General features: G+C 65.3%; 13 protein-coding genes. 9 read left to right on the top strand and 4 right to left on the bottom strand.

The features are described from left to right. Window positions 1-109 precede the first annotated feature (109 nt). Together OH799_RS03300 and OH799_RS03295 are read left to right on the top strand one after the other, a co-directional pair. The gene (locus tag OH799_RS03300) at window positions 110-265 is read left to right on the top strand and encodes a hypothetical protein (protein ID WP_406275523.1); all 156 of its coding nucleotides are present in this window, start codon (window positions 110-112) and stop codon (window positions 263-265) included. 369 nt (window positions 266-634) lie between these two features. Continuing rightward, window positions 635-1084 carry a response regulator gene (locus OH799_RS03295; RefSeq protein ID WP_406275520.1) on the top strand — a complete coding sequence of 150 codons (450 nt, stop codon included), beginning with the start codon at window positions 635-637 and terminating at the stop codon, window positions 1082-1084. Between the two features lie 71 nt (window positions 1085-1155). Here the strand turns inward: OH799_RS03295 and OH799_RS03290 are convergent, their stop codons facing one another. Next, complete coding sequence (locus tag OH799_RS03290) at window positions 1156-1512, bottom strand: MerR family transcriptional regulator (RefSeq protein ID WP_406275517.1); 357 nt, start codon at window positions 1510-1512, stop codon at window positions 1156-1158. A gap of 144 nt (window positions 1513-1656) precedes the next feature. Between OH799_RS03290 and OH799_RS03285 the strand changes: the two genes are divergently transcribed. From OH799_RS03285 to OH799_RS03265, 5 genes are all read left to right on the top strand, one after another. After that, on the top strand, window positions 1657-2076 hold the full coding sequence (locus tag OH799_RS03285; protein ID WP_406275514.1) for an Hsp20/alpha crystallin family protein: 420 nt from the start codon (window positions 1657-1659) through the stop codon (window positions 2074-2076). Between the two features lie 189 nt (window positions 2077-2265). Beyond that, the gene (locus tag OH799_RS03280; protein WP_406275511.1) at window positions 2266-2445 is read left to right on the top strand and encodes a hypothetical protein; all 180 of its coding nucleotides are present in this window, start codon (window positions 2266-2268) and stop codon (window positions 2443-2445) included. Next, window positions 2442-2726, top strand: coding sequence for a cold-shock protein (locus OH799_RS03275; protein ID WP_406275508.1), 285 nt, complete (start codon window positions 2442-2444; stop codon window positions 2724-2726). The genes OH799_RS03280 and OH799_RS03275 overlap by 4 nt, the downstream gene beginning before the upstream one ends. A 653-nt stretch (window positions 2727-3379) precedes the next feature. Continuing rightward, window positions 3380-4105: a cytochrome D1 domain-containing protein gene (locus OH799_RS03270; protein ID WP_406275505.1), complete on the top strand. Its 726-nt coding sequence runs from the start codon at window positions 3380-3382 to the stop codon at window positions 4103-4105. Continuing rightward, window positions 4090-5037 (top strand): IPT/TIG domain-containing protein, encoded by a 948-nt coding sequence (locus OH799_RS03265; RefSeq protein WP_406275502.1) that lies wholly within the window; start codon window positions 4090-4092, stop codon window positions 5035-5037. Before OH799_RS03270 ends, OH799_RS03265 begins: the two co-directional genes overlap by 16 nt. A 29-nt stretch (window positions 5038-5066) precedes the next feature. Here the strand turns inward: OH799_RS03265 and OH799_RS03260 are convergent, their stop codons facing one another. After that, window positions 5067-6365 carry a cytochrome P450 gene (locus tag OH799_RS03260; RefSeq protein WP_406275499.1) on the bottom strand — a complete coding sequence of 433 codons (1299 nt, stop codon included), beginning with the start codon at window positions 6363-6365 and terminating at the stop codon, window positions 5067-5069. Window positions 6366-6984: 619 nt separating this feature from the next. After that, on the bottom strand, window positions 6985-7407 hold the full coding sequence (locus OH799_RS03255; RefSeq protein ID WP_406275495.1) for a winged helix-turn-helix transcriptional regulator: 423 nt from the start codon (window positions 7405-7407) through the stop codon (window positions 6985-6987). Window positions 7408-7492: 85 nt separating this feature from the next. Between OH799_RS03255 and OH799_RS03250 the strand changes: the two genes are divergently transcribed. Both OH799_RS03250 and OH799_RS03245 read left to right on the top strand, forming a co-directional pair. Further along, window positions 7493-8278 carry an SDR family oxidoreductase gene (locus OH799_RS03250; RefSeq protein ID WP_406275492.1) on the top strand — a complete coding sequence of 262 codons (786 nt, stop codon included), beginning with the start codon at window positions 7493-7495 and terminating at the stop codon, window positions 8276-8278. Continuing rightward, on the top strand, window positions 8275-8865 hold the full coding sequence (locus OH799_RS03245; RefSeq protein ID WP_406275489.1) for a pyridoxamine 5'-phosphate oxidase family protein: 591 nt from the start codon (window positions 8275-8277) through the stop codon (window positions 8863-8865). Before OH799_RS03250 ends, OH799_RS03245 begins: the two co-directional genes overlap by 4 nt. Here OH799_RS03245 and car read toward each other — a convergent pair. Then, window positions 8819-12295, bottom strand: coding sequence for a carboxylic acid reductase (gene car / locus OH799_RS03240; RefSeq protein ID WP_406281757.1), 3477 nt, complete (start codon window positions 12293-12295; stop codon window positions 8819-8821). The two genes, OH799_RS03245 and car, sit on opposite strands and share 47 nt — an antisense overlap. Window positions 12296-12490: the final 195 nt, after the last annotated feature.

Here is a 12490-nt window from a genome sequence, read left to right as displayed (position 1 = left end):
GGGGCACGTTGGACACGGAGCAGGCGCTGCCAGTATCGGCGGTCCCGCGCTCCGCATCCATGAAGCGGGCATCCCCGCCCGCTCGCGCCCGAAAGGACCGGTATCTGTCGTGGTTGCGCTTCTCGCTGCGGTCGGCTCTGCTTCCCTGGCGGTCATAGCGGCACATGTCACGGTCGTCGCCCGCAGCTTGGCGGAACTGCGATCGCCGCGCCGCGAGGGCGCGCCCGACCGCGCCGAGCAGACATCCTGCACCCCCACGGTCTGATTCCCACCAAAACACCGTTCAGACGCCGAGTCCCGCTGGTCGCCGTCACGTCTCCACCCGACCGAAGATCGGATACGATCGCTGGTACCTCTTCGGTCCAGCAACCGGCCGCTGAGATGGCCGGCATGCTGCTGGCGTCACCATTGGTGATCGGAGGCCCCGTTGTCGGTGCTTGCCGACGACGGCATGTGCTGTCAGTCCTACTTCCCGAGTGCACCCGACCGGCGGCGTCCGCGCGGCGTGACCGATCGGTCGACCTGCCTCGGGTGGTCGTCGCCGTGGAGTTGCCATGGCAGGAACTCTCACGCCGCACTCCTGGAACCCGACCACCCACACCGCCGACCCTTTCGCCCGTGAAGGAGCATCCGCATGACCGTCCCCGGCCGTCCCATCGACATCCTGCTCGTCGAGGACGACCCCGGCGACGAGTTGATGACCCGGGAAGCCTTCGAAGACAACAAGATCGGCAACACGCTACACGTGGTCCGCGACGGAGAGGAAGCTCTCGATTTCCTCTACCGCCAGGGCGCACACGCGGAGGCGCCCCGTCCGGATCTGATCCTGCTCGATCTCAACCTGCCCAAGTACGACGGGCGGCAGGTCTTGGAGAAGATCAAGGCCGACCCCGGCCTCGGGCACATTCCTGTGGTCGTGCTGACCACATCGGCAGCCGAAGAGGACATCCTGCGCAGCTACCGGCTGCACGCGAACGCGTATGTCACCAAGCCGGTCGACCTCGACCAGTTCGTCGCCGCGATCAAACAGATCGACGAGTTCTTCGTCCAGGTCGTGCGCCTGCCGCGCTGCCACTCGTCATAGTTCGCTCGACGGCCGCCGAATCAGAGCCATCCGGTACGCCGTTCCGGAGGCTCGACCGCGGCAGCAACGATTTAAATGCCCTCGGGCGGTGATTCTTCCGCGCCGCGAAGGCGAACGTTGTCGGCCTGCAACCGGTCGTTGTCCACGTGCAGGTCGGCGTTCGCGTCCTCCAAGTCGAGAATGCGCCCGATTCCCGCCAGGTTGACTCCTGCGGAGACCAGCTCGGTGATGCGCTGGAGGCGGGCCAGATCATTGGCGCTGTAGCGGCGCGTGCCGCCTCCACTGCGCTCTGGAGTCAGCAGACCGTGGCGCTCGTACAGCCGCAACGTCTGCACGCCGATGCCGGCGAGCCCGGCGGCCACCGAGATCCCGTACACCGCTTGATCGGGATCCGGCAGATGCCCCGACGCGCCTCGCTGCTGCACCATCCATCCCCACTTCTCCATTGCGAACAATATTTCCTAGTCTAGCTCCTTGAACTCACCATCTCTCAATGGTATAAAAAATCTACATCAGATGACATAGGTTATCTGCCCTACGATAGAGAATGGAGTGAGTTGGAGGTGGCGACCATGCTGATGCGTACCGATCCGTTCCGTGATCTGGACCGTCTGACGCAGCAGGTGTTCGGCACAGCGGCCCGCCCTGCGGTGATGCCGATGGATGCCTGGCGCGCGGGCGACGAGTTCGTGGTCGAGTTCGACCCGCCCGGCATCGACCCCGAGTCCTTGGACCTGGACATCGAGCGCAATGTGGTGACGGTACGAGCACGTCGCCCGGAGCTGGATTCGGGGCGTGAGATGATCGCCGCGGAACGTTCCCGCGGCGTGTTCAGCCGCCAACTGTTTCTCGGCGAGACCCTGGACACCGACCGCATCCGCGCCGACTACACGGACGGCGTCCTGCGTCTGATGATTCCGGTGGCGGAGCAGGCCAAGCCACGCAAGATCGAAATCGCCCACGGTAACGGACGCAAGGCCATCAACGTCTGATCCGCGCCTACTCCGATACGCACCGCCGTCGGAAGCGAGGTGATGCCGAAATATCTGCAACGAGTGTCATATCCACCCCTTCGTGCGGGCCCGGGAGACCGGGCCCGCACTCGGCGGAAACGCGAAAGGCGTTGCCGCATTGGGGATTATCCCCTAGCACATGGATCACCTGATGGAGTAACCTCGATCATGGCACCCACCGAATACCGGTATACCCCGCCGAGACCGTCCACCACCGAAGCCACTGGCACGCCCGAGACCCCGATCGTCTGGCCCGACCCCAGCCCCCTCGACGCCTGGTGGCGGCACATTATGCACGTCGACCGACCTCGGCACGGTCGCGTGCCCGCGGCCACCCAACCCACGTGATCGGTCGGCAGCAGCGTCCCAGCACGACCGCGGAGTCCTGGCGCCGCGGCATCGTGGTCTGGTTCAACGTCGAGAAGGGTTTCGGATTCCTGCAGCCCGACGACGACCCCACGCCGGTATTCGTCGAGTACACCAGCATCGAGACCACCGGCTACAAATCCCTTGCCGCCGGCCAACCAGTCATCTTCACCGCAACCGTGCGCAAACGCGGCCCTGAGGCTATTGCCGTGCGTCCGCTGCTTCCCGGTCCAACGAACGCCGGAACCGCCGCCGGCGGCTGACCGGCCGAGCACCTACAGCAGAAGCGACCTGACAGCGTCAGACCGCGCGACTGGCGCGGGCACGGTATTGTACCCTCGCTCATCGCCTGGACGCGGGCCACCGGGATTGCGTGGCCCGCGCCGAGGAGATCTGTCGGAAGCTTTTGGGGGGCAAGCATTTCCGTGGCCCGACATATGGCGGTTGGACGCAGAGCTGACGCCGGTGCGGGAATATGCCTCGACCACGCGGTTCGATCGCACTGGGAGTCGGGCCGTGCGGCGAGAAGTGATCTTTTACTCAATTCCCCTAGCAATAGTCGAATTCGATGAAACAAGGCAGTCGGAATCCGCCCTGAGGCTCTCAGAAATCCTGGCTTGCGCACGATTTCCAGCTCGGTTTGCGCCCAAATCTCAGCGCTTCCGGCGTGTCGCGAAGTCGATGTGCGCGAATTCCGGTGTGCCGGCCGACTCGTAGTGTAACGATGGTGGCACTGCCGAGGGGGCGCTGATGTCGAAGGTGTCGAAAGAGTTTTACGCGGTGACCAGCCGGGACATTCCTACAGGCAGGCCCGAGCCGGTGTGCCTTTCTACCATCTCTCGGCCATCTGGCCGTTCGCCATCCTGAAAAGTTAACTATTCAAAGGGGGATTCTCATGTTCACCACTGCGTGATCGTTGTCTCTGCTCGGCCCCGACACCGGGGACCTTGCGCCCGCGGTGCTTTCGGCCGCCGACACCGTCTTGCCGGTGGGTGGCGGCCCCCTGGGGGTGGCGCTGTCTCCCGACGGGGCACGCGCCTACGTGGCCGGCAGTACGTCGAACACGGTCACTGTGCTCGACACCGCGACCGACGGTGTCGTCGCGACCATTCCTACAGGTGCGGGGCCGAGGCTCTTTGCTTTCGCACCCGACGGGGGTCACCTTTATCTGACCGTGGCCGAGGATGGCTTGCTCACCGTGATCGACACCGCCACCAACACGATCACCGCGAGTGTCCCGGTGGGAGCGGCACCCACTGGTGTATCAATCACTCCGGACGGCGGCCACGTCTATGTGGCGAACCAGGGCAGCGAATCGGTCAGCGTGATCGACACCGCGACCAATACCGTCACCGCTACGATCGCGGTGGGAGTGCTGCCGAGCGGTGTGGCGGTCACTCCGGACGGGACCCGCGCCTACGTAGGCAACACCCTCGGCGACACCCTCAGCGTGATCGACACCGCCACCAACACCGTCACCGCTACCGTCCCTGGAGGCGGCGGCCCCTCGATAGTGGCGATCACCCCGGACGGCACGCGCGCCTACGTCAGCAACAACTTCGCCAGCACTCTCAGCGTGATCGACACCGCCACGAACACCATTACCGCTACCATCCCGTCGGCGTCGTGCCGCGTTTCGTGACCATCAGCCAGAACGGCGCCCACACCTATACGGCGAACTACGGCTCCAACACCGTCAGTGTGATCGACACCGCCACCAACACGCTCACTGGAAACCTGCGAGTCGGGCAAGGCCCGAGCGGTGTCGCGGTCACCTCGGACGACTCCCTGCTCTATGTCACCAACACCGACGACAACACGCTCAGCGTCATCCCTCTGACCCTGGTTCCACGGGAAGGGAGCACCGCGGGTGGCACCCTCGTGACCATCAACGGCCACAACCTCGCCAATGCCAGCGCCGTGCACTTCGGCACCACCGAAGCCACCATCCTCACCAACACTCCCACCTCGATCACCGTCGTCACCCCTGCGGGGAGCGGAGCAGTCCCTGTGACGATCACCACCCCGGGCGGCACCGGACCTCTGGGGTACTTCATCTACTTCCCACCGCCGCTGATCAACAGCATCAGCCCCGCCGAAGGCTCCCCCGACGGCGGCACCGCTGTCATCACCGGCTTCAACCTGTCCGGCGCGATCGCCGTGTCCATCGGCCCCAGCCCCGTCATCATCCAGTCCGCCACGCCCACCCAGCTCACCGTCAGCACCATCTTCGGACAAAGCCCCGGCACGTTTCCGGTCATCGTGACCACCCCGGGCGGCAGCGTCGACGATCTCACCTACACCTACCTCGCTGGCCCCAACATCAACAATGTCGACCCGAGCGCCGGGCCGGCTACCGGCGGCAACGTCGTGACCATCACCGGCAGCAGCCTCGCTCACACCGACACGGTGACCTTCGACGGCATCCCGGCTAGCTTCTCTGCCATCTCCGACACCACGATCAGCACCATCGCCCCGCCCCACCCCGCCAGCCCAGGAATCACCCTCACCGTCACCACCCCCGGCGGCCAGAGCTCCTGGACCTACAGCTACGAGCAATCCCCGGCCCTCTGATCCGAGCGCGTTGCATCGCCGGACCCTTGTCAATAGACAGTGAGCGGAGGTGATTTGGGAAAGTCGACGGGCAGGGACACCAGCGCGCGGTGGAACGGGCCGGGCCGCCAGACCAGGTCCTGCGCCGGGACGGCGAGCCGCAGCTCGGGCAGGGCATCGAGCAGCTGATCGATGGCGTCCTGGGCGATGAGGTATGCCGCCGACCTGGCCGGACAGGCGTGCGGTCCGAGACTCCATGCGAGATGAGCTCGGTTGTCGGTGTATTCACCCGTATTGATAGCGGGGTCGTTGTTGCAGCCGGTCATGCTGATCACGACCGGCTGGTGCGCGGGCAGCCAGACGCCGTCGATGAGGATGGGCTGCTTCGGGTAGCTGACGCAGTAGTTGGCCCCTGGCGGATCACTGAACAGCACCTCATCGAGGGCGTCGCGGGTCGACAGGCTACCGCCGAGGATGCCGCTCGCGAACCGGTGGTCGGTGAGCATCAACCGCAGGGTGTTGACGATCAAGTTCTGCGTCGGCTCGATTCCCGCGCCGTACAACGTGACCAGCTGGTGGATCATCTCCACGTCGTCGAGGGCAGCGGGGTGCCGCAACAACCGCGAGGTGATGTCGTCGCCCGGTTCTTTCCGCTTCGTCTGCACCAGGCTGTAAAGCGCGTCGGTGATCATCGCGTTGCCCTTGGCCGCGTTGACGCCCTCGAAGATGGCGGCCATGCCGGTCGCGACGTGCTGCCCGATATCCGGTGGGCAGCCGAGTATGGCGTTGAGCACCGCGAAGGTGAGCGGAAACGCGTACTGGCTGACCAGTTCCGCCGCGCCGTCCTGGCAGAAGGCATTGATCAGCGGAAGGGCGATCTGCTCGATAGTGGCGTGCAGGGCATGCAGATCGACCTCGGCGATGGCCGCGACGGTGGCCTGCCGATAGCGCAGGTGTTCCAGGCCCGCGCTGCGCAAGGCATTGGGCCTCCACTCCAGCATCGGCAGGATCGGGCACTCGCCGGGGATGTTCTTCTGCCAGGTGCGCGGATCGGCCGGAAAGTGCTCGGGGTCGTGGAGAATGCGCAGGGCCGTGTAGTAGCCGATGACCAAGGTGGCGGGCACATCCGGTGCCAACTCCACCGGAACGAGGGGACCATACCTGTCGCGCATCTCGTCGTAGGCGCGGTGCGGATCCGCCGCGAATGCCTCCGAATACAGTGCGACCCTAGGGCCGTCGGTGTCGATCGGCGAACCATGCTGGACGGGGCAGCCAGAATCGGACGTCGACGTGGGTGGCGGGAAATGTGGCGTGGTCAAAAGACGGGACTCCAAAAAGGAAACAAGCATTCGACGCGTGTTCGGTACGCGCGGCACGCGGCTCGGTCACATGCCCAGCTTTTGTACGGGTAACGGTTTTCAGGTCGATCGGCGCGCGCCTCGATCGGGGCGGGGTACAACTGGACCCGTGATCGGTTATCTCCCTTCCTGATCGGTCTACGGCATTCCCTCGCGCCCAGCTGATCGAGGCTAACACCTGGCAGCCCATGGGGAATGGTATTGGAACCATCGTTGTGGATGAGTGTCTGACGCATGCCGAAGAACGCTTGCCGGACCGGACGAAGCACTTGCCCGGATTCACAGCGTCAGGCGCCGAGGTCCGATCGTGTAGGTACTACTGGCATTGACGCGGCCACCTCGTCGCGGCAGATTCTGTGTCAGAGCGGCCTTTGTCCTAGACGGACCTTGATACAGTGACGACTTCTCACATCAACGTGAAGGATCTCATGAACCGTGCCATGCTGAATGTCATTGCCAATTTCGCGCCCTCGAAGAGTTTTTCGTGAGCTACCAGCCGGACAAGACCTAAACTTTTGCTGAACATCGGCCCCGACGGTAGCGGCCGGATACCGGGCTGCAGCAGGTGCCACGTCGCGCACTGGGCACCTGGTGGTCCGCGTACCGAACGTCACACCGCCGCGGACGCGGTGTCATAGACCGTGCGCGCGGCGGCGATCTCGCCTTGGTGGGTTTCGGTCCAGGTCACCAGAGCCTGGATGGTCTCGTGCAGGCTGCCGCCGAGCTCGGTGAGTTCGTAGTCGACCCGCGGCGGAACTACCGGGTGGACGGTCCGGCGCACCAGACCGTCCCGTTCCAGGTGCCGCAGGGTGCGGGTGAGCATGCGCTGGCTGACTCCGTCGATCTCACGCTGCAGCTCGGTGAACCGCATGGTCCGGCCCGCGAGCAGCGCGATGGCCAGCAGCGACCACTTGTCGGCGATCCGGTCGAGGATCTGGCGCACCTCGCAGTCCTCGCGGGAGTCCCACTGTTTGGCCGTGTAGTCGACGGTATCCGGACAGTAACTATGGGACATCAATGTGCCGTCTTCCATAGCAGTCAATGGTGACGCATGATGCTGTCAGTTACAAGGAGTAACTGACCGGCTCATCGGTAACTTGAAAGGAAGGCATCCGGTAGTGAGTGCATACGCAGGCAAGAAGGCCGTGGTCACCGGCGGCACCCACGGCATGGGGCTCGCGATCGTCGAGGCGCTGCTCGCCAAAGGAATGGAGGTGGTGCTGACCGGCCGCAATCCGAGGACCCTGGACGAAGCTCGGACCCGGTTGGCCGGACGCGCAGCACATATCGTGGCTTCGGATGCCGCGAGCATGACCGATATCGATGACCTCGGGGCCGTGGTCGAGCAGCAACTGGGCCGTATCGACGCGCTGTTCGTCAACCACGGCACCGCGGAATTCCAGACGCTCGACGAGGCCACCGAGGAGTCGTACGATCGCCAGTTCGCGGTCAACACCAAGGGTGCGTTCTTCACCGTGCGCAGACTCGCGCCACTGCTCGCCGACGGAGGCGCGATCGTCTTCACGACCGTCGCGAACGACGTGGTCTTTCCCGGACTCAGCGCGTACTCCGGATCGAAGGAGGCGCTCCGGGCGATCTCCCAGGTGCTGGCCGCGGAGTTGCTGCCGCGGCGGATTCGGGTCAACGCGGTGGCGCCCGGATTCATCGAGACGCCGACCATGGGCGTGGTCGGACTGACCGAGCAGCAGCGCGCCGACTTTCTCGCACAAGGCGAGCGAAGTACACCACTGCGGCGCAACGGAACAGTCGACGAGGTCGCAAAGGCGGCGCTTTTCCTCGCTTTCGACGCAACTTTCACTACCGGCGTCGAGCTTCCCGTCGACGGCGGCTGGGGACAGGGACTCACGGTTCCGTCCGACAATACGACCGGAGCGGCGGCATGACGCGCAAGGTCGGGTCGTTCGCGGAGATCGAGGCGGAGTTCAACGCATTCGTCGGTCGCATTGTCTACGCCACCATGGTGACCGTGGACGCGCAGAACCGGCCACGCACCCGGGTACTGATTCCGGTGTGGGAGAACGTCGACGGCCATCCGCTGGGCTGGCTCGCCACCTACAAGACGCCGGTCAAGGCGGCGCATATCGCGCGAAATCCGCACGTGAACTTCTCGTATTGGGCGCCGAATAACAATTCGGTCGCGGTCGATGCCACGGCGAGATGGGTCGATGATCCCCAGACCAGGCAGCGGATCTGGAACCTCTACGCGCGAACCAGCCCACCGGGAGCCGGGTATCACCTGGGGCAGTTCTGGCGTTCGCCCGACGATTCGCAGCTGCACATCATGCGTCTGGATCCGTGGCGGATTCAAGTTATTCGGGGCATGGATCTGCGTAGCCGGATCTGGCAGATTCCGGCCGAGACGGATGGCGGGGTGCCGGATGCGCGCCCCAGAGAAGAGGCACCCGGGTCGACCCGCGCGACGCTTACAGCAGGCCCCGAAGTTCTAGGTCGGTCGCGTATTTCTCGATGAGCCCACGCGACACGTGCGGAATATCGTGACCGGCACCGATATTCGCGGCCTGGACAGCGGATCGGAATTTCTTCGTGGGAAGGGCGGAGCCGCGAGCGGCAGGAGCCGGGCACCGGTAGGCGTGCAGCAACGGCAGCAGCGAGGCTTGGCGCTGCTTTTCCGGTAACGCCCGCAGCGCGGTCTCGAAGCGGGCGAGCCACTCGCCGTAGTCGGCGATCCGCTCGATCCGGTGACCTGAGTCGATCAGCCAGTCGACGAACTCGTCGAGCGAGACGCCGTCGTCGTGTGGGTTGAGCACGTCGAACGTCTGGAACCCCGCGGTGGCCGCGGCGCCGAGGGTCGTGATCGCCTCGGCGGTGAAGTCCGCGGGCAGGCCGTCGTAGTGGGCGCGCGGCCGGTGGCCCTCGGTGTCAATGCGGTAGAAGGAGAACGGCGCGATCCCGGTGGCGATCAGGCTCGCCAGCAATCGAGTGAACATGTCCGGCACGTTGAGCTGACCGGCGTAGCGGCTGTGCGCCAGGATCATGTCCGAACGGAATACCGCGACCGGCAGACCACACAGGTCGTTGGCCTCCCGCAGCAGCACCTCCCCCGCCCACTTGCTGTTGCCGTAGCCGTTGGCGTAGCTCTCGTCGACAGCGCGCGTCGCGCTTATCTCACGGATGTCGCTGTCTTCGTCGAAGTCGGGCGAATCGATCTGCGCGGCCACCGCGACGGTCGACAAATAGGTGAACGGCTTCAGCCGGGTGGTGACGGCCAGGCGGATCAACTCGGCGGTGCCGACCACATTCGGCCCGAACAGCTGCCGGTACGGCAGCACGTGGTTGACCAGCGCGGCCGGGTGCACGATCAGATCCACGCTGCCGGCGAGCCGGTCCCACGTCGCCTCGTCCAGGCCGAGGTTCGGCTCGCCGATGTCGCCGGCGAGCACCTCGAGGTTCGTCGCGGCCAGTTCCTGGAAATGCTGGATCAGCACTTGGTCGCCGCTGTCGAAGGCGGCGTCGAGGCGTTTGCGTGCGGCGGTCTGGTCGCCGCCGCGCATCAGGCAGATCAGCGTGCCACCGATCGCGTTCAGCCGCTCCAGCCATGCCAGGCACAGAAAGCGGCCGAGGTAGCCGTTCGCGCCGGTGAGCAGCACGGTCCGGGTGGGGCCCGCGGGGTGTGGCAGCGCTGCCGCGTTCGCAAGGGTGCCGGCGTCGAGGAATTTGTCGAGCGTGAGCTCGTCCGCGCGGACCCGCGAGCCGTCGCTATGCACGGAGGCGAAGGTCGGGCGCGGATCGCCCGAAACTCGCTCGGCCGCAAGGTAGTCCGCCACCTCACGCAGACCGTTGGCGGGGCTGATCACCACCGACACCGGTACCTCGACGCCGAAGATGTCCTGCAGCAGGTTCGAGAAGGACAGCGCCGAAAGGGAATCACCACCGAGGTCGGTGAAATGCGCGTCGGGTCGCAGGTCGGTGCTCGCGCAACCCAGCAGTGCCCTGGCGGCGCGGCTCACCGTCTCCAGCACAGGCAGATCGGCCGCGGCGCGGCGCAGGTCGAGTAACTCCTTGGCCTGGCCCTCGGCCAGCTCCGCGTACAACTGCTCCAAACGCTGCCCATAGCGCTCTTTCAGCTTGGGCCGCAGCAACTTCCCGATGCCGCTGAGCAGTCCGTTGTCGGTGGTGAATGGCTGCGTCTCGATCAGGAAGGCGCGCGGAATCTCATAGGAATGCAGGTCGGCGTCCACGGCGAGCTGCTGCAGCGACTCGCTCAGCGCCGCCTCTAGTTTGCCGCGGTCGCCGTCTGCCGACGCGTCATCGGTGGGCACGATCACCGCGAGCAGGTAGGCGCGTTCGCTGCTGCCGTACACGAAGATCTGCCGGATCAGTGGGCTGGTGGCGTAGACGGCCTCCAGATGCGATACGGCGACGAATTCGCCCTGGGACAATTTCAGCACGTTGTTGCGGCGGTCGACGTAGACCAGCCGATCGGGTTCGAGTTCGGCGACGATGTCGCCGGTCTTGTAGAAGCCGTCCTCATCGAAGACCTCGGCGGTGATCTCGGGCCGTTTGTAGTACCCGGGAATCATGGTGGTGCTCTTCAGTAGCAGCTCGCCGCGCGGATGCGGTTTGTCGGTACGGAAGTAGCCCAGCTCGGGGACGTCCGCGAGTCGGTAGTCGAGCACCGGCGGCCGCCGCACCTGGTTGTCGATCAGGATGCCCCCACCTGCCTCGGTGGAGCCGTATCCGTCGTGCAGATCCAGGCCGAGCACGGACTCGATGAAGGCTTTCATCTCCGCTGCCACCGGCGCGCTCCCGCAAATGGCCGTCATCACGCGCCCGCCGAGGAAGTCTTGGCACAGTTCGGCTTTCACCTCCGCTTCCAGCGCGGCGCGATCGATGCCCGGTCCGCCGCGCCGGTCCACTTCGCTCTGATAGCGCTGGAACACCATGTCGCACACGCGCGGGACGAAGAACAGCTCGGTAGGGCGGGCCAGCGCGACGTCGTCGAAAAGCGTGGACATGTCGCTCTCGGCGGTGAAATACGCCGTGCCGCCGCGCGCGAGCACACCGGTGAGCGACACGCGGCCGGCGACGTGGCTCATCGGCATGTAGTTGAGGTTGATCGCGGCTGCCTCCGGCCGGTCCAGCCACGCCGCGGTGACCAACCGTTCGGTGTACATCGCACCCTTGGGCGTACCCGTACTTCCCGAGGTGTAGATCAGCAGCGCCAGCGGGTCGTCTCCCGACTCAGCAACGAACAGCGGCGCAGGCGGCAGGCGACGTCCACGCTCGAGCACCTCGTCGAGCGATTCGACGACGACCGGGCTGCCCGCGGCCGCCAGCCGTTCACGTGCCGCCTCGAACGCCGCCCGCTGGCCGTCGTCGCGTGCGTGGTAGTCGAAGACCACCAGACACTCGGGCGCGGGACCTGCCAAGACGCATTCGACGGCCGCGTCCAGCAGTTCTGGTGTCGCGGCGAGCACCCGCGGCACGGTCTCCCCGACGATCGCGGTCAGCTGGGCGACGGATGCAGTGGACTGGAGAGGAACGGCGACCAGTCCCAAGTGGACGCAGGTCAAGTCGAGTGTGGTGTAGTCACTGCTCGTGAATCCGAGCATGGCTACGAAATCACCTGCGCGCAGCGGATTTTCCGCGTCGCCGTGCCACGCGGCGGCAATCGTGCGGACCCGTTCCCACAACACGCCGTAGGTGAGGGTGTCGAAGCGTGGCAGTAGCGTGCGCGACGTGCGGCCGGTGGTCTCGTCGGTCCGCAACTGCACCGCACGCTGCCCGAGGGCGGGCCGGTCGGCATAGCCGACCATGACCTGCTCGACGATCTGCGCGAGCCGCAACCCGGGCTTGCGGATCGCCTGCACAACCTCCGCACCCGGTGTGGCATTGCGGATGTCTTCATGTTCGGCGTACAGCTCGGCGATGCGGCTCATCACCCCTGCCTCGCGCGTCCCTGCCTCCACGGCCGACCTCCTTTTTCTGGAAGACGCCTCCGACCTTGAATAAGTTAGCTTGCCTAATCATTCTAGGCCGATCATAGGCTGTGGCAAGTGCCAGTGGCACGAGACACGACATGCCAAATGTCGCAAATGTGCGGTGGATTTTCTTCCGTGTCGCGCTCAGCCGCC

This window comes from Nocardia sp. NBC_00881, from assembly GCF_045207455.1.
In the GTDB taxonomy this organism is placed as follows: Bacteria; Actinomycetota; Actinomycetes; order Mycobacteriales; family Mycobacteriaceae; genus Nocardia.
Note: the sequence above shows the minus strand (reverse complement) of the source record. Positions and strands in the feature narration are given on the sequence as shown.